We start from the raw sequence: 17227 nt of genomic DNA, 5'->3' as shown, positions 1-17227 counted from the left end.
GGATTTTTCGATGAGCACTGCACGCGAAGCGCAGCGGAGCCCGACGTACAGCTATGGCTGGCCGGTGTTCGTGCTGCTGGCGATCGCCGGTCTCTTTTACGTGAAGTGGTTTCCTTACTACCACCGCGCGTTCACCGCCGAGGCGACGCATTCGATCGGCAATTCGATCCTGATGGGCAAGTCGGCGAATCCTCCGGCCCCATCGCTGACGGCCGCGCTCGATTACGCGTGGGCGTACGGCAAGGCGATCTGGCAGGCGATGGTGCTCGGGCTCTTGCTCGGCTCCGGCATGCAGGCGCTGCTGCCGGCCCGCTGGGTCGCGCGCGTGCTCGGTCGGCATGGTTTCGGCAGTGTCGCGGCCGGCGGCCTGCTCGCGGTGCCGGGGATGATGTGCACGTGCTGCGCGGCGCCGGTCGTCGTCGGGCTGCGCGAGCGCCAGGCGTCCGCGGGCGGCGCGATCGCGTTCTGGCTCGGCAATTCGGTGCTCAATCCGGCGACGCTCGTGTTCATGGGTTTCGTGCTCGGCTGGCAGTGGAGCGCGCTGCGGCTCGCGCTTGGTCTACTGATGGTGTTCGGGCTCGGCTGGGTCGCGAACCGGCTCGTCACGCCGCAGGAGGCGAGCGCCGCCGACGCGCGGCTCGTCGAGCTGACGCGGCAGCAGGACGACGGCGGCAACGTGTTCGCGCGCTGGTTCGGCATTTTCGTGCGGCTGGCCGCGCGGCTCGTGCCGGAATACGTGGTGCTGGTGCTGCTGCTCGGCGCGGCGCGCGCGTGGCTGTTTCCGCACATCGGGCCGGACGTGACGAGCAGCCTCGGCTGGATCGTCGCGTTCGCGGTCGTCGGCATGCTGTTCGTGATCCCGACCGCGGGCGAAGTGCCGATCATCCAGGCGATGCTGTCGCTCGGCATGGGCGTCGGTCCCGCCGGCGCGCTGCTGATGACGCTGCCGCCCGTCAGCGTGCCGTCGCTCGCGATGCTCGCGCGCTCGTTCCGGCCGCGCCTGCTGGCGCTCGTCGCGGCCACGGTCGTCGGCTTCGGGGTCGTCGCGGGATTTGCGGCGGCCGCACTGGGTTTCTGACCATCGACGCAGCCGGCGGCGGCATCACGTTTGCGCGTCGGCGCGCGGCATCAACGGCGGGCGGGAAACCGTCCGCACTCCACAGGACCCGGTTTCGGGAATCAGCATGGCACAACAGAAAACGAATCCGAAGCTCGAACAGGCGCTGACGCGCGGCGATCTCGCCATCCGCCAGGCGAATTCCGCGCGCGCGACGGCGGTATTGCGGGCGCTCGGCAAGATGATCGTGGACGCGTCCGCGACGATCGGCGTCGACGCATCCACGTCGATTCCGGACGGCGACCGCATTTACGACCCGGCGGACGGCGTGTGGCCGCAGGAGCTGCTGGTATCGCTGGACGGCCCAGTCGAGGAGATGGACCCGGAGGAGGTCCGCACGATCCGCCTGCTCGCGGACACCGCGGTGACGACGTTCCGCGTCGAATGGCATCGCGCGGACGGCAAGCTCGGCCGCCAGGACGGCGGTCCGTTCGCGACGGTCGCGTTCGTGACCGACGTCGAGATTCCGTGGGGCGACGACGAGGAGTGACGTCTCGGCCTGCGCCGCGGCGGATGGCGAGCGCCGTCCGCCGCAGTGCAGTTTGAGCGCACTGGAATCAGCGCATCATCCGCCGGCGCAACAGCACCGACGCGATCGCGAACGGCACCACGACATACGCGGTCAGCACGATCAGATGCAGCGCTGCGTGATCGAGCGGGCGGCCGAGCATCGCCGGCCGGATCAGCGCGACCGCGTGCGCGAGCGGCAGCATCAGCGTGATCTGCTGCGCGGCGGCCGGCAACTGCGCGATCGGGAAGAACACGCCGGACAGCAGCAGCATCGGCGTGAGCACCAGCGTCTGATAGAACATGAAGAAGTCGTACGACGGCGCGATCGACGTGACGATCATCGCGACACTCGCGAACGCGAGCCCGGCCAGCACGATCACCGGCAGCGCGATCAGCATCGACGGAAAGCTCGCATAGCCGAGCAGGCCCGCGACGATCATGATCGCCGCGCCCGACAGCACCGACTTGCTCGCGGCCCAGACGACCTCGCCGAGCACGATGTCGCCGAGCGACAGCGGCGTATGCATGATCGCTTCCCACGTCCGCTGCACGTGCATCCGCGAGAAGCCGGAGTACATCGCCTCGAAGCTCGCCGACATCATCACCGACGACGACACGGTGCCCGCTGCGAGAAACGCGATGTACGACACGCCGTCGACGTGCCCGACCATCAGCCCGAGCCCGAAGCCGAGACCGAACAGATAGATCATCGGGTCCGCGAGATTGCCGAACATCGACGCGATCGCGAGCTTGCGCCACACGAGGTAGTTGCGCCGCCACACGGCGAACCAGTGCGTGGCGTTCGACGGCAGCGCGGCGAACGGTTCGCTTTGCGGTGCGCTGGCGGCAGGCGAGCGGGTCTTGTCGAGGGTTTTGGCTTCCATGGGCTGGTCGAAAACGGGGGGAACGGCGTCGTGTGTCCGGTTGGGTTCAGTCCTGCATCTCGCGGCCGGTCAGCCGCAGGAACACGTCTTCGAGATTCGCGGGCCGGTGCAGGTAGCGCAGGTTCGCGCGATGGCGCAGCCGCGCGTGCACCGGCTGCGGATCGTCGACGTAGCAGAACAGCGTTTCGCCGCTGATCTCGGTGCGTTCGGCGAACGGCGCGAGTTCGTCGCGCAGCGCGACCGGGTCCGGGCCGTACACCTCGAACACGTCGCCGCCGATCTCCGATTCGATCAGCGCATTCGGCGCGCCCTCGGCGATCTTGCGGCCTTCCTCGATCACGCAGACCCGATCGCACAGCCGTTCCGCTTCCTCCATGAAATGCGTCGTCAGCAGGATCGTCTTGCCGCGCGCGAGCAGCGAGCGCAGCCGCTCCCAGATCAGATGGCGAGCCTGCGGGTCGAGGCCGGTGGTCGGCTCGTCCATCACGAGCACGTCGGGATCGTTGACGAGCGCGCGCGCGAGCGTCAGCCGCCGCCGCATCCCGCCGGACAGTTCGCCGACGCGCGCGTCCGCCTTGCTTTCGAGCCGCGCGAATTCGAGCAGCGGCGCGACGAGCGCGCGGGTCTGCGCGGCCGATAGCCCGAAGTAGCGGCCGAACACGAGCAGATTCTCGCGGACCGAGAAATCCGGATCGAGGTTGTCGAACTGCGGCACCACGCCGACACGCGCGCGGGCAAAACGCGCGCGGGCCGGCACCGGCTCGCCGCACAGGCTGATGCGCCCGGCGTCCGGCGCGACGATGCCGAGCAGCATCCGCAGCGTCGTCGTCTTGCCCGCGCCGTTCGGGCCGAGCAGCCCGAAACACTCGCCGGGCATGACTTCGAACGACAGGCCGTCCACGACGCGGCGGCTCCCGTAATGTTTAACGACCTGCTCGAATTCGATGGCGGCTGGCATGTCCGGTTGCGCGGCGATGGCGTGGCAAATGAGGGCGGTGTGGCGCGAGGCGGCCTATTCTAGAGCATTGGCGGGCGCGCGTCGGCGGCGGCTGGCGGTCGCGGCGGGCTTTCCCGCAGCGCCGCATCGGGCCGAAACGGGGCTCGGCCGACCTGGCGTTTTCCAGCGCTTGCATGTGGAATTGCGGCGCACCATCATGAAAGCGCACAACCCGCAACCGGTGCGGGTGGGGAGAGGACCATGGCGAGCTACCAGAAAATCCTGCTTTGCTACGACGGCTCGCGCGAGGGCCGCAAGGCGCTGCGTTGCGGCGCCGACCTTGCGCTGGATCTTGGCGCGGAGACCCATCTGCTGTCGGTGGTCGACATGCGCTCGACGATCGCGCAGAGCGCGGGGCTTCTGACCGACGTCGCGTGCGGCCGCTTCGAGGAGACCGCTCGCGAGATTCTCCAGGAAGGCGTGGACTGGTTGACCGAGCGGGGCGTGCGCGCGCAGGGGCATTTCGCGTTCGGGCATCCGATCGACGAAATCGCGAATCTCGCGAACGAACTGCACGTCGATCTCGTCGTGGTCGGCCATCGATGCCGGACCGGGCTGTCGCGCTGGTGGATGGGGGCGGGGAACACGCCGCTGCTCGACCGCGTGTCGTGCAGCATTCTCGTGGCGTGCTCGTCGCCGGCCGAACAGAAGCAGCAGGCCGCTGCTGAAGCGGCCTGAGCTTTCGACCTGGCGGATATCTTTGCGCGGCGGCAGGCGGACAATGCCGGCCGCCACGGTCAGTTCGCGTCGTTCAACTCGACGGCCGCGAGCTTCCACGAAAAGAGGCCGTGCCGTTGCAGGATCGCTGCATAACGCGGTTCGTCCGCGCCGTGCCGCCACGTGACGACGAATTCGTTGATGCCACGGTAGCCGGCGGTCGTCTGCGGCCGGGATTCCGGTGCAGTCGCGCTCGCGACGGGAGGCGGCGCGGGTTGAGCCTGTGCCGGTGCGGCCGGCGGCGGCACGTCCTGACCCGGGGCCGCGGGGGTGCCGGGCGTGGCCGGCGGCCGTTCGCCCGGCTCGCCGCGCGGCGGCATCCCGTTCAGCAGCGCGGCGACGCCGTCCGGCGTCGCGTACGCATCGACCAGCGGCCCGATCAGCGCCGCGCCGATCACCGCACCGAACAGTAGCAGCGGATTGCTGCTGTGTTCCGCGCCGATCCGCTTCTGCAGCATCTCACCGACTTCTTCCTTCAGGCTTCCGCGCAGCGCCGGGTAATCGACGTATTGGTTCAAGGTTGCCGCGTCGCGTGCGTCGGCGGCTTGCTTGAGCCGGTTCAGCGCGATGTACGGCGATGCATACGCATAACCGATCATCGCGACGACGAATACGACGATCATCGTGATCGCGACGGGTTTGAGCCAGCGTCTGCTGGAAACGGGGGAAACGGTCATCGGGGCGGGCAGGTGAAGTAATGAACACCTGACGTTGACCGCCGCCACGAGAAAACGATCCCGGCTCGCGACATCCTCACGGTCACCGCGTGAGCGCGGCCGACAACTCCGCCTGTTGCTCGGCGATGCAGCGGTCGATCATCCGGCAGACCGCATCGACGGTGCCGACCATGATCAGCCGCGACGGACCGTGATACACGCGGACCGGCGCCCGCTGCGCGGGCTCCGCGTTCAGTCCGCTATTTAGCGACACGCGGGCGAACGCCGGCTGCGCGGACGGCAGTACGGGCAGCGGGGCGGCTTCGGTTTTAGCATCGATCCTCGGCTCGGCGGCCGGCGCGTCGAACAGCGAGGCGGTGACGGGCAGCGCCTGAGCGGCACGCGCCGCGCACGACGCGATGCCGCGCAGATGACGAAGGCGGCCGAACTGGCGAAACGGCAACAGGCGGGCAAGGCGTTCCATGGTTTTCTCTCCGGACGGCGGTCAGAATTCGGTCGGCCGGATCAGGCCGACCGCGATGCCTTCCAGCGCGAAATCCGCGCTGCCGGCCTCGACAAAAATGTTTTCGTAATCGGGGTTCTCGGCGATCAGCTCGATGCCGTTCGGCCGCCGCTTCAGCCGCTTCACGGTGACGTCGTCGCCGAGCCGCGCGACGATGATCTGGCCGTCCTTCGCCTCGGTGCGCTTCTGCACCGCGAGCAGGTCGCCGTCGAAGATGCCCGCGTCGCGCATCGACAGGCCGCGCACCTGCAGCAGATAGTCGGGCTTGCTCGAAAACAGCGCCGGGTCGCATGCGTAGTGCTGCGAGATGTGCTCCTGCGCGAGGATCGGACTGCCGGCCGCCACCCGCCCGACGAGCGGCAGCGACAACTGCATGATGCTCGCGTGCGGCAGCGTGAACTGATGCGGAAGCTCGTCGCCCTGCGGCATCAGTCGGATGCCGCGCGACGCGCCGGCCGCCAGTTCGATCACGCCCTTGCGTGCCAGTGCGCGCAGGTGCTCTTCCGCTGAGTTCGCCGAGCTGAAACCGAGTTCCGCGGCGATCTCCGCGCGGGTGGGCGGAAAGCCGGTGCGCTCGATCGCGCGCCGGATCAAGTCGAAAACCTGCTGCTGCCGTGCGGTGAGTTTGGTCATGGCGCCACTGTATGGATAGACAGGTGACTGTATTTTTATACAGTATTCGCCACTTTTCAAGCGTTACTTGAAGTTCGCTCATGAGACCGGCGCTACGGCGTCGGTTTGAGGCGTCAACACGGCGTAAAAGACGCGTCAGCGGCGATTCTGTCTGCCCTTACCACTTTTGCGTATTAAAGAATGAGGAACAATTATTTTTAATGATGTAGGCGTGTCGTTAGACTGGCCCCCATCGTTAGCACCAACCCACTCACGAGAACACGGAGAAAGTGGATGAGTCATCGCAATACGGGGCGCGCAGGCTGGCTGAAATCGCTGGCCGCCAAACTGGTAATCGGCTTCGCGCCGCTCGTCGGCCTCGCCGCCGTCGCACCGGCCGCACATGCGGACACGACGCTGCTGAACGTGTCGTATGACCCGACCCGCGAGCTGTACCAGGACATCAACGAAGCCTTCTCGAAGCAGTGGAAGGCGAAAACCGGCGAAAGCCTGACGATCAAGCAGTCGCACGGCGGCTCCGGCGCGCAGGCGCGCTCGGTGCTCGACGGCCTGCAGGCCGACGTCGTGACGCTCGCGCTCGCCTACGACATCGACGCGCTCGCGAACAAGGGCCTCGTCGCGAAGGACTGGCAGAAGCGCCTGCCGGACAACGCGTCGCCGTACACGTCGACGATCGTGTTCCTCGTGCGCAAGGGCAATCCGAAGCACATCAAGGACTGGGACGACCTCGCGAAGCCGGGCGTGTCGATCGTGACGCCGAATCCGAAGACCTCGGGCGGCGCGCGCTGGAACTACCTCGCGGCGTGGGCGTATGCGCTGCACCAGCCGGGCGGCAACGACCAGAAGGCGAAGGAGTTCGTCGCGAAGGTCTACAAGAACGCGGGCGTGCTCGATTCCGGCGCGCGCGGCGCGACCACGAGCTTCGTGCAGCGCGACATCGGCGACGTGCTGATCGCGTGGGAGAACGAGGCGTTCCTGTCGCTGAAGGAATTCGGCCCGGACAAGTTCGAGATCGTCGTGCCGTCGGTGAGCATCCTCGCGGAGCCGCCGGTCGCCGTGGTCGACAAGGTCGTCGACAAGCGCGGCACGCGCAAGGTGTCGGAAGCGTATCTGCAATTCCTGTACAGCGACGAAGGCCAGGAGATCGCGGCGAAGAACTTCTACCGTCCGCGTTCGCCGAAGGTGCCGGCCGAACTGACCGCGAAGTTCCCGAAGCTGAAGCTGTACACGGTCGACGACACGTTCGGCGGCTGGGCGAACGCGCAGAAGACCCACTTTGCGGACGGCGGCGTATTCGACTCGATCTATCAGCCGCAATAACGGCGGGACCGGGGCCGGCTGCAACCGGCCCATGTTCCAGGCAAGGCGCGCCGCTGTGGCGCGCCTTTTTGGCGCACGGCGCCGGAGCAACATCGAAAGAGCAACGAGCATGACGACGTTTCAACTGCGCAAGCCGAGCGCGTTACCGGGCTTCGGCCTGACGCTGGGCATCACGGTGGCTTATCTGAGCCTCGTGGTGCTCATTCCGCTTGCGGCGACCTTCCTGAAGACGGCGACGCTCGACTGGGACCAGTTCGTCCGCGCGGTGTGGTCGCCGCGCGTGATCGCGTCGTACCGGCTCACGTTCCTGTCCGCGCTCGGCGGCGCGTTGATCAACGCGGTGTTCGGCTTCCTGCTCGCGTGGGTGCTGGTGCGCTATTCGTTTCCGTTCAAGCGGATCGTCGACGCGCTCGTCGATCTGCCGTTCGCGCTGCCGACGTCGGTCGCCGGCATCTCGCTCGCGGCGGTCTATGCGGGCAACGGCTGGATCGGCCAGTTCCTGCAGCCGCTCGGCATCAAGATTGCATTCACGCCGGCCGGCGTGCTGGTCGCGCTGACGTTCATCGGCCTGCCGTTCGTCGTGCGCACCGTGCAGCCGGTGCTGGAGGACTTCGAGCGCGAGCAGGAGGAGGCCGCCGCGTGCCTCGGCGCGTCGCGCTGGCTGACGTTCCGCCGCGTCGTGCTGCCGGCCACGCTGCCCGCGCTGCTGACCGGCTTCGCGCTCGCGTTCGCGCGCGCGCTCGGCGAGTACGGCTCGGTGATCTTCATCGCCGGCAACGTGCCGATGAAGTCCGAGATTACGTCGCTCCTCATCATCACGAAGCTCGAACAGTACGACTATGCCGGCGCGACCGCGCTCGCGGTCGTGATGCTGTGCGTGTCGTTCGTGATGCTGTTGCTGATCAACACGCTGCAGTGGTATCTGCAGCGGCGCACGAGCCGCGGCGCGTCGTCCGCCGCGCCGCGTCCGGGTGCCGGCGATGCCGCGGGCGCCGCCACGGCGGGAGGTGCGCAATGAGCCGCACGCCGCTTCGCCCGGGCGCGCCGCGCCGTCCCGATCCGGTGACGGAAGCGCCGTGGGTCCGCTGGCTGCTGACCGGCATCGCGCTGGTGTTTCTCGCGCTGTTCCTCGTGGTGCCGCTCGTCGCGGTGTTCTGGCAGGCGCTGAGCAAGGGCATCGGCTTCTATTTCAATTCGCTCGCCGATCCGGACGCGCTGTCCGCGATCAAGCTGACGCTGATGACCGCCGCGATCGCGGTGCCGCTGAATCTCGCGTTCGGCCTCGCCGCGTCGTGGGCGATCGCGAAGTTCGAGTTCAAGGGCAAGGCGCTGCTGACGACGCTGATCGACCTGCCGTTTTCGGTGTCGCCGGTGATCTCCGGCCTGATCTACGTGCTGCTGTTCGGCGCGCAGGGCTGGCTCGGGCCGTGGCTCCAGGACCGCAACATCCAGATCATCTTCGCGGTGCCGGGCATCGTGCTCGCGACGATCTTCGTCACGTTCCCGTTCGTCGCGCGCGAGCTGATCCCGCTGATGCAGGCGCAGGGCAACGACGAGGAAGAGGCCGCGCACGTGCTCGGCGCGTCCGGCTGGCAGATGTTCCGGCGCGTGACGCTGCCGAACATCCGCTGGGGCCTGCTGTACGGCGTGATCCTGTGCAATGCGCGCGCGATGGGCGAGTTCGGCGCGGTGTCGGTGGTGTCCGGCCACATTCGCGGGCAGACCGACACGATGCCGCTGCACGTCGAGATCCTCTACAACGAATACAACTTCGCGGCCGCGTTCGCCGTCGCGTCGCTGCTGGCGCTGCTCGCGCTCGTGACGCTCGGCCTCAAGCTGCTCGCCGAACGCCACCTGTCCGCCGAACTGCGCGACCCCGGCGCGCTGCCCGCGCATGCGGGTCCGCTGGCCGCGTCCGCCGGCTCGGCGGACTCGACCCATGGCGTCGGCGGGGCCGCCACTCATGCATCGCTGCCGGGCGCCGTGCGCCGACCGGCTCAACAGGGAGAGCTGTAAATGGGCATCACCGTTCGCAATCTGCAAAAGCGCTTCGGCGACTTCACCGCGCTCGACAACGTGTCGCTCGACTTTCCGCCGGGCGAACTGGTCGCGCTGCTCGGGCCTTCCGGTTGTGGCAAGACCACGCTGCTACGGGTGATCGCGGGCCTCGAATACGCGGACGCGGGGCAGGTCGTGCTGCAGGGCCAGGACGTCGGCACGGTCGGCGCGCGCGAGCGCCAGGTCGGTTTCGTGTTCCAGCATTACGCGCTGTTCCGGCACATGACGGTGTTCGAGAACGTCGCGTTCGGGCTGCGCGTGAAGCCGCTCTACGAGCGGCCGTCCGAGGCGACGATCCGCGAGAAGGTGCACGAACTGCTGAAGCTCGTGCAACTGGACTGGCTCGCGCAGCGGTACCCGTCCGAGCTGTCCGGCGGCCAGCGGCAGCGGATCGCGCTCGCGCGCGCGCTCGCGGTCGAGCCGAAGGTGCTGCTGCTCGACGAGCCGTTCGGCGCGCTCGACGCGAAGGTCCGCAAGGAACTGCGTAGCTGGCTGCGCCGGCTGCACGACGACCTGCACATCTCGACGATCTTCGTCACACACGACCAGGAAGAGGCGCTCGAAGTCGCGGACCGGATCGTCGTGCTGAACCGGGGTCACGTCGAGCAGGTCGGCAGCCCGCAGGACGTGTACGACCATCCGCAGACCGCGTTCGTCTACGAGTTCCTCGGCGCGGCAAACCGGCTGCGCGGCCACGTTGACGGCCGCGGTTTCGTCGCGGACGGCGCCGCACAGGGGATCGAGGTGCAATCGACGTTCGAAGGCCCGGCGCTCGCGTACGTGCGGCCGCACGACCTCGTGCTGTATCCGCAGGACACCGGCCATCGCGACGGCATCGTCGTCGACGTGCGGCGCGTGGTGCCGCTCGGCGGCTCGGTGCGGATCGAACTCGAAAGCCGCACCGGCGGCGCGCTCGAAGCGCAACTGGACCGCGAGGCGTGGCGCGCGCTGCGCCTCGAAGTCGGCGACGGCGTGACCGCGGTGCCGCGCGCGTTGCGCGTGTTTCCCGCGCAGTGACCGCGTATTAAACCAACCTTCGGCTGTACCGGAGACAAGAACATGAATTTCCAGCAATTGCGCTTCGTGCGCGAAGCCGTGCGGCAGAACATGAACCTGACCGAAGTCGCGAACGTGCTGTACACGTCGCAGTCGGGCGTGTCGAAGCAGATCAAGGACCTCGAAGACGAACTCGGCGTCGATATCTTCATCCGCCGCGGCAAGCGGTTGACGGGGCTCACCGAGCCGGGCAAGGCGGTGCATCAATTGATCGAGCGGATGCTGCTCGACGCGGAGAACCTGCGCCGCGTCGCGCGCCAGTTCGCGGATCAGGACAGCGGCCACCTCGTCGTCGCGACCACGCACACGCAGGCGCGTTACGCGCTGCCGAAGGTCGTGCACAAGTTCACCGAGGTGTTCCCGAAGGTGCATCTCGCGCTGCGCCAGGGCAACCCGCAGCAGATCGCGCAGATGATCATCAACGGCGAGGCGGACATCGGCATCTCGACCGAGGCGCTCGACCGTTATCCGGACATCGTCACGTTCCCGTGCTACTCGTGGCATCACGTGGTCGTCGTGCCGAAGGGGCATCCGCTCGTCGGCCGCGAGAACCTGACGCTCGAAGAGATCGCCGAATACCCGATCATCACGTACGACCAGGACTTCACGGGCCGCTCGCACATCGACCAGGCGTTCGCGAAGGCGGGCGCGCTGCCGGACGTCGTGCTGACCGCGATCGATGCGGACGTGATCAAGACCTACGTCGAACTCGGAATGGGGATCGGCGTCGTCGCGGCGATGGCCTACGACGAGAAGCGCGACACCGAACTCGTCGCGCTCGACACGCAGCATCTGTTCGAGGCGAGCACGACGCGCGTCGGTCTGCGCAAGGGCGCGTTCCTGCGCCAGTACGCCTACCGGTTGATCGAGATGTTCGCGCCGCATCTGAACGAACAGCAGATCGCGGCCCAATTGCGCGAGATCGCGTAAGCGAAGGGGGCCGCGCGCGGTTTTCACGCGGCCTCTGTTACTGCCGGTTCATATGACTGGAACGGACGGGTAGCGCGGCATCCGTTGGCCGTTCGGACGGATCGCGCGCGGCGTCGGATCGCTTACAATCGCCGCCATGAACACACCCGTCACTCCTTCCTCTTCTCCGACGCCGGCGCATACGCTGCCGCGCATCGCCGTGCTCGCGACCGGCGGCACGATCGCCGGCGCGGCGCCCGACGCGACGAACACTGCCGGTTATCAGGCCGGCGTGATCGGCGTCGGCCAGTTGCTCGACGCGGTGCCGGGTCTCGGCGCGATCGCGCGGATTCACGCGGAGCAGGTGGCGAGCATCGACAGCAAGGACATGCCGCTCGCGCTGTGGACTCAGCTCGCGCAGCGCGTGAACGCGCTGCTCGCGAGCGACGACGTCGACGGTGTCGTGATTACACATGGCACGGATACGCTCGAAGAAACCGCATACCTGCTGCATCTGACCGTGAAGGGCACGAAGCCGGTCGTGATGACGGCCGCGATGCGGCCGGCGTCCGCGTTGTCGGCGGACGGTCCGCTGAACCTGCTGAACGCGGTCACGGTCGCTGCGAACGCGGCGGCGGGGCAGGGCGTGCTGGTCGCGTTCAACAACCGGATTCATTGTGCGCGCGACGTGACGAAGGTCAGCACCTATGCGGTCGATGCGTTTCAGTCACCGGAGGTCGGCGCGCTGGGATGGGTGCAGGACGGACGCGTCGAATTCCAGCGGCGCGCGCTGCGTCCGCACACGGTCGATTCGGCGTTCGTGATCGGCGCGCAGTGGCCGCAGGTCGAGATCGTCGCGAGTTATGCGGGCGTGTCGCGCGCCGCGGTCGATGCGCTGGTGGTGGCGGGCGTGCGTGGGATCGTCGTCGCGGGAACCGGCAACGGCTCGCTTCACGCGACACTGCAACAGGCGCTCGCGGATGCAGCCGCGCAGGGCGTCGCGATCGTGCGTGCGTCGCGCACCGGCTCGGGCCACGTGATGCGCAATGGCGCGGCGCAGGACGGCGCGCTCGGGTTCGTGTCGGCGGGTACGCTGAATCCGTACAAGGCGCGCGTGCTGCTGATGCTCGCGCTGGCCGCGGGCCATGCGGGCGCGGCGGCGTTGCAGCAGGTGTTCGATACGTATTGAATTGTATTGAGTTCGCTGCGGAAGCCGCTGCGCGCCCGCGTCAGCAGGCACGCAGCGGTATGGGAGGAAACCGCGCGTTACGGCTGCGGCGGAATCACCAGCACCTGACCCGGATAGATCTTGTCCGGGCTCTTCAGCATCGGCGTGTTCGCCTGGAAGATCACGTCGTTCTTCGCGCCGCTGCCATAGTATTTCTCGGCGATCTTCCACAGGTTGTCGCCGGCGACGACGGTATGGAACTGCGCGGCCGGCGCCGGGGCCGTGACGCTCAACTGGTCGTCCACCTTGTCGACGTTCTGCACGTTGCCGGCCGCGACGAGGATTTTTTCCTTCGTTGCCTGGTCCGGCGCGGTGCCCGTCACGGTGACGGTATGCGTCGCGCTGTCGAACGTGACGCCAAGGCCGTCCACGCTGAGATTCTGCGCGCGGACGTACGCGACGATCGCGTCGGCGGCCTTCTGGTTCACTTCGTCCGCGGACGGTGCGGCGGCGGGCGCGCTGCCGAACAGTTTTTCGCCGGCTTCCTTGATGAAGTTGAGGATACCCATCGATCACGCTCCTTCAGGGGTTGAGAAACACTCGGAGCGGTTACGGTACACCCGGTACGCGACAGCCGGAAGAAAGGTGGCCGATCTTTAACAAATGCGCGGTCCGCGCGGGCGTGACGGCCGCCTGTTGTGAAACGTCGCGTCGGATCGCGCTGATCGTAGGTAGGCGGCGAATACGTCGCTGTGCTGCAATCCGACAGGCGGACACCCGGAGACGATGTCTGACCGACCAAGGCTTCCCCATCGTCACCGGGCGCCGCTGCGGACCCCACCTACCACTGGCCGCCCTCAGCCCAGAGCGGCCCGATTTGCCCCGCGGCGACCATCGCCGCCGCGGAGCGCCCCACCTCGGCAGCCGCGCGTTGCGCGCGGTTGCCACGTCCTTCTGTTTCTTTCGGAAGATGCGCGTCGCATCGTCACGGCGCGACGTAACGCGGCCGGACGCGTTACGCGGCCTTCGCCCGCGCATCCGGCGCGTCGGCGATCTCGAAGTTCGCCATCAGTTCGAGCGCGCGGATCATCGCCGAGTGATCCCACGCCTTGCCGCCGTTCGCGAAGCACGCGCTGAACAATTGCTGCGCGCTCGCGGTGTGCGGCAGCGACAGCCCGAGCTTGCGCGCGCCGTCGAGCGCGAGGTTCAGGTCCTTCTGGTGCAGTTCGATCCGGAAGCCCGGGTTGAACGTGCGTTTCGTCATCCGCTCGCCGTGTACTTCGAGAATCCGCGACGACGCGAAGCCGCCCATCAGCGCGCGGCGCACGCGTTCCGGATCGGCGCCCGAGCGCGCGGCGAACAGCAGCGCCTCCGCGACCGCCTCGATGTTCAGCGCGACGATGATCTGGTTCGCGACCTTGCAGGTCTGTCCCGCGCCGTTGTCGCCGATCAGCGAGATGTTCTTGCCCATTAGGTCGAACAGCGGTTTCGCCGTGTCGAACGCGCGCTGCGGGCCGCCGACCATGATCGTCAGCGTCGCGTCGCGCGCGCCGACCTCGCCGCCGGACACCGGCGCGTCGAGGTAGTCGCAGCCGAGCGCATTAATCTGCTTCGCGAACTGCTGCGTGTCCAGCGGCGAGATCGAACTCATGTCGATCACGAGTTTGCCCGCCGACAGGCCTTTCGCGACGCCGTCGTCCGCGAACAGCACGTTCGCGACGTCGGGCGTGTCCGGGACCATCGCGATCACGATGTCCGCTGCCTGCGCGATCGCCGTCGAGTCGGCGAGCACGGTGGTCTGCCCGGCCAGGTCGTCCGGCACCGGGTATTTGCCGTTCACGAACAGCGAGTGACCGCCCTTGATCAGGTTGCGCGCCATATGCGAGCCCATGATGCCGAGGCCGATAAAGCCGATCTTTGCCATCTGTGTTTCTCCGTCAGGTGTCTTGAGGTTCGAAGCGATGCGGCCGAAGCAGGCCGGGGCCGCTCACGCGAGCGCGGCCGAGCGCTGCTGCGCGGCGCGCAGCCAGCCGAGGCCTTCCGGGGTCGTCGTGCGCGGCTTGTACTCGCAGCCGACGTAACCGTCGTAGCCGAGCGTATCGAGCAGTTCGAACAGGAACGGGTAGTGGATTTCGCCGGTGCCCGGTTCGTTGCGCCCGGGGTTGTCGGCCAGTTGCACGTGCGCGATCCTCGCGAAGTGTTTTTTGATCGTCGCGGCCAGTTCGCCTTCCATCCGCTGCATGTGATAGATGTCGTATTGCAGGAACAGGTTGTCCGAGCCGACCTGGTCGATCACCGCGAGCGCGTCCGCCGAACGGTTCAGCGCGAAGCCGGGAATGTCGTACGAGTTGCACGGCTCGACGAGCAGCCGGATGCGCTCGCGCTTCAGCGCATCGGCCGCGAAGCGCAGGTTGTCGACGATCGTTGCAAGCGCGGTGTCGCGGTCGAGGCCGGCGGTCGGGATGCCGACGAGGCAGTTCAGTTGCGGCACGTTCAGCGCCTTCGCGTAGTCGATCGCGCGGCCGACGCCTTCCTGGAACTCGCCCGTGCGGTCCGGCAGACATGCGATGCCGCGTTCGCCCGCGTCCCAGTTGCCGGCGGGCAGGTTGTGCAGCACCAGCTTCAGGTGGTTCGCATTCAGGCGCTCGGCCATCTCCGCCGCCGCATACGGATAGGGGAACAGGAATTCGACCGCGTCGAAACCCGCGTCGGCGGCCGCCGCGAAGCGGTCGAGGAACGGCACTTCGTTGAACAGCATCGTCAGGTTCGCTGCGAATTTAGGCATGGTGCGTCTCTCTGGTCGGTCAGTGGATGAATCGTCGGCGCGCCGCGCAGCGTGGCCCGGCTGCGCTGCGCGCGTGGCGTCGCCGGTCAGGCCGGCGAGGTCAGTGCGGTCGGCGCGTCTTCTTCCAGCCGTTCCGCAAGCTCTTCGAACTCGTTGATCGCGTCGATCTCCGCGCCCATCGCGATGTTCGTCACGCGCTCCAGGATCACCTCGACGACGATGGGCACGTTGAACTCGGACAGCATCGACTGCGCCTTCTTCAGCGCCGGCGCGATCTCTTCGGGCTTGAACACGCGCAGCGCCTTGCAGCCGAGGCCTTCGGCCACCGCGACATGATCGACGCCGTAGCCGTTCACCTCCGGCGCGTTGATGTTCTCGAACGCGAGCTGCACGCAGAAATCCATGTCGAACTGGCGCTGCGCCTGGCGGATCAGCCCGAGGTACGAGTTGTTCACGACGACGTGCACGTACGGCAGCTTGAACTGCGCGCCAACCGCCAGTTCCTCGATCATGAACTGGAAGTCGTAGTCGCCGGACAGCGCGACGATCGGCCGGGCCGGATCGGCCGCGCGCACGCCGAGCGCGGCGGGAATCGTCCAGCCGAGCGGGCCGGCCTGGCCGCAGTTGATCCAGTTGCGCGCCTTGTACACGTGCAGGAACTGCGCGCCGGCGATCTGCGACAGCCCGATCGTGCTCACGTAGCAGGTGTCGCGGCCGAACGCCTTGTTCATTTCCTCGTACACGCGCTGCGGCTTGATCGGCTCGTTGTCGAAGTGGGTCTTGCGATGCATCGTGCGCTTGCGTTCCTGGCATTCGGCCACCCATGCGCGGCGATCCTTCAGCTTGCCAGCCGCCTTCCATTCGCCCGCGACCTCGACGAACTGTTCGAGCGCCGCCTTCGCGTCGGACACGATGCCGAGATCGGGGCCGAACACGCGGCCGATCTGCGTCGGTTCGATATCGACGTGCACGAACTTGCGGCCTTTCGTGTAGACCTCGACGCTGCCGGTATGGCGGTTCGCCCAGCGGTTGCCGATGCCGAGCACGAAGTCCGACGCGAGCATCGTCGCGTTGCCGTAGCGATGCGACGTTTGCAGGCCGACCATGCCGGCCATCAGCGGATGGTCGTCGGCAATCGCACCCCACGACATCAGCGTCGGGATCACCGGCACGCCGACCGTTTCCGCGAACTTCACCAGCAGATCCTCGGCCGCCGCGTTGAGCACGCCGCCGCCGCTGACGATCAGCGGCCGTTCGCTCGCATTCAGCATCTCCAGCGCGGCCTCGATCTGCTTTCTCGTCGCCTTCGGCTTGTACACGGGCAACGGTTCATACGTGTCGATGTCGAACTCGATCTCCGCCAGTTGCACGTCGATCGGCAGATCGACCAGCACCGGGCCGGGACGGCCCGAACGCATCAGATGAAACGCCTGCTGGAACACGCGCGGCACGAGCGCCGGCTCGCGCACGGTGACGGCCCACTTGGTGACCGGTTTCGCGATCGACTCGATGTCGACGGCCTGGAAGTCTTCCTTGTAGAGCCGTGCGCGCGGCGCCTGACCGGTGATCGCGAGGATCGGGATCGAGTCGGCGGACGCCGAATAGAGGCCGGTGATCATGTCGGTGCCGGCCGGCCCGGACGTGCCGATGCACACGCCGATGTTGCCGGGCGCGGCGCGCGTGTAGCCCTCGGCCATGTGCGACGCGCCTTCGACGTGGCGGGCGAGCACGTGCGTGATGCCGCCGGCTTTTTTCAGCGCCGAGTACAGCGGGTTGATCGCCGCGCCCGGCACGCCGAAAGCGGTATCGATGCCTTCTTTTTCGAGCACCAGCACCGCGGCATCGACAGCTCTCATTCTGGCCATGAAGGTCTCCTTCAGGTGACGACGGGACG

18 protein-coding genes are annotated in these 17227 nt (G+C 67.4%); 9 read left to right on the top strand and 9 right to left on the bottom strand.

Features of this window, described 5'->3' with window-relative positions; translation table 11 throughout:
- The first annotated feature begins 10 nt into the window (after positions 1-10).
- On the top strand, positions 11-1078 hold the full coding sequence (locus tag BLV92_RS10425) for a permease (protein ID WP_090544619.1): 1068 nt from the start codon (positions 11-13) through the stop codon (positions 1076-1078).
- A 106-nt stretch (positions 1079-1184) separates the two neighbouring features.
- Complete coding sequence (locus BLV92_RS10420) at positions 1185-1607, top strand: hypothetical protein (RefSeq protein WP_090544618.1); 423 nt, start codon at positions 1185-1187, stop codon at positions 1605-1607.
- Positions 1608-1674: 67 nt separating this feature from the next.
- Here the strand turns inward: BLV92_RS10420 and BLV92_RS10415 are convergent, their stop codons facing one another.
- Both BLV92_RS10415 and nodI read right to left on the bottom strand, forming a co-directional pair.
- Complete coding sequence (locus BLV92_RS10415; RefSeq protein WP_090544617.1) at positions 1675-2511, bottom strand: ABC transporter permease; 837 nt, start codon at positions 2509-2511, stop codon at positions 1675-1677.
- Between the two features lie 46 nt (positions 2512-2557).
- The gene (nodI, locus tag BLV92_RS10410) at positions 2558-3469 is read right to left on the bottom strand and encodes a nodulation factor ABC transporter ATP-binding protein NodI (RefSeq protein ID WP_090544616.1); all 912 of its coding nucleotides are present in this window, start codon (positions 3467-3469) and stop codon (positions 2558-2560) included.
- 240 nt (positions 3470-3709) lie between these two features.
- On the opposite strand from nodI, the gene BLV92_RS10405 reads away from it, so the two are divergent.
- The gene (locus BLV92_RS10405) at positions 3710-4186 is read left to right on the top strand and encodes a universal stress protein (protein ID WP_090544615.1); all 477 of its coding nucleotides are present in this window, start codon (positions 3710-3712) and stop codon (positions 4184-4186) included.
- A gap of 59 nt (positions 4187-4245) precedes the next feature.
- Here the strand turns inward: BLV92_RS10405 and BLV92_RS10400 are convergent, their stop codons facing one another.
- From BLV92_RS10400 to lexA, 3 genes are all read right to left on the bottom strand, one after another.
- Entirely contained in the window at positions 4246-4902 is a 657-nt protein-coding gene (locus tag BLV92_RS10400; RefSeq protein WP_090544614.1) for a DUF2939 domain-containing protein, read from the bottom strand.
- A gap of 82 nt (positions 4903-4984) precedes the next feature.
- Positions 4985-5365 carry a hypothetical protein gene (locus tag BLV92_RS10395; RefSeq protein ID WP_090544613.1) on the bottom strand — a complete coding sequence of 127 codons (381 nt, stop codon included), beginning with the start codon at positions 5363-5365 and terminating at the stop codon, positions 4985-4987.
- A gap of 21 nt (positions 5366-5386) precedes the next feature.
- Positions 5387-6037, bottom strand: a complete 651-nt coding sequence (lexA, locus tag BLV92_RS10390; RefSeq protein WP_090544612.1) for a transcriptional repressor LexA — start codon at positions 6035-6037, stop codon at positions 5387-5389.
- 273 nt (positions 6038-6310) lie between these two features.
- Between lexA and BLV92_RS10385 the strand changes: the two genes are divergently transcribed.
- The 6 genes from BLV92_RS10385 to BLV92_RS10360 all read left to right on the top strand — a co-directional run bounded on the left by BLV92_RS10385 (position 6311) and on the right by BLV92_RS10360 (position 12569).
- On the top strand, positions 6311-7357 hold the full coding sequence (locus tag BLV92_RS10385) for a sulfate ABC transporter substrate-binding protein (RefSeq protein WP_090544611.1): 1047 nt from the start codon (positions 6311-6313) through the stop codon (positions 7355-7357).
- 109 nt (positions 7358-7466) lie between these two features.
- Positions 7467-8375, top strand: coding sequence for a sulfate ABC transporter permease subunit CysT (gene cysT / locus BLV92_RS10380; protein WP_090544610.1), 909 nt, complete (start codon positions 7467-7469; stop codon positions 8373-8375).
- A complete protein-coding gene (gene cysW / locus BLV92_RS10375; protein ID WP_090544609.1) occupies positions 8372-9373 on the top strand; it encodes a sulfate ABC transporter permease subunit CysW in 1002 nt (333 codons plus the stop codon). The genes cysT and cysW overlap by 4 nt, the downstream gene beginning before the upstream one ends.
- A complete protein-coding gene (locus BLV92_RS10370; RefSeq protein WP_090544608.1) occupies positions 9374-10432 on the top strand; it encodes a sulfate/molybdate ABC transporter ATP-binding protein in 1059 nt (352 codons plus the stop codon). It begins immediately after the preceding gene.
- Between the two features lie 42 nt (positions 10433-10474).
- Positions 10475-11401, top strand: a complete 927-nt coding sequence (locus BLV92_RS10365) for a CysB family HTH-type transcriptional regulator (protein ID WP_090544607.1) — start codon at positions 10475-10477, stop codon at positions 11399-11401.
- A 136-nt stretch (positions 11402-11537) separates the two neighbouring features.
- Positions 11538-12569: an asparaginase gene (locus tag BLV92_RS10360; RefSeq protein WP_090544606.1), complete on the top strand. Its 1032-nt coding sequence runs from the start codon at positions 11538-11540 to the stop codon at positions 12567-12569.
- 77 nt (positions 12570-12646) lie between these two features.
- Here BLV92_RS10360 and lysM read toward each other — a convergent pair whose 3' ends face one another.
- The 4 genes from lysM to gcl all read right to left on the bottom strand — a co-directional run bounded on the left by lysM (position 12647) and on the right by gcl (position 17198).
- The gene (lysM, locus tag BLV92_RS10355) at positions 12647-13117 is read right to left on the bottom strand and encodes a peptidoglycan-binding protein LysM (protein ID WP_090544605.1); all 471 of its coding nucleotides are present in this window, start codon (positions 13115-13117) and stop codon (positions 12647-12649) included.
- A gap of 446 nt (positions 13118-13563) precedes the next feature.
- Entirely contained in the window at positions 13564-14472 is a 909-nt protein-coding gene (locus tag BLV92_RS10350) for a 2-hydroxy-3-oxopropionate reductase (protein WP_090544604.1), read from the bottom strand.
- A 63-nt stretch (positions 14473-14535) separates the two neighbouring features.
- On the bottom strand, positions 14536-15333 hold the full coding sequence (gene hyi / locus BLV92_RS10345; protein WP_090544603.1) for a hydroxypyruvate isomerase: 798 nt from the start codon (positions 15331-15333) through the stop codon (positions 14536-14538).
- Between the two features lie 86 nt (positions 15334-15419).
- Entirely contained in the window at positions 15420-17198 is a 1779-nt protein-coding gene (gene gcl, locus BLV92_RS10340) for a glyoxylate carboligase (RefSeq protein WP_090544602.1), read from the bottom strand.
- Between the last annotated feature and the right edge of the window lie 29 nt (positions 17199-17227).

Source organism: Paraburkholderia caballeronis (assembly GCF_900104845.1).
Classification (GTDB): Bacteria; Pseudomonadota; Gammaproteobacteria; order Burkholderiales; family Burkholderiaceae; genus Paraburkholderia; species Paraburkholderia caballeronis.
Note: the sequence above shows the minus strand (reverse complement) of the source record. Positions and strands in the feature narration are given on the sequence as shown.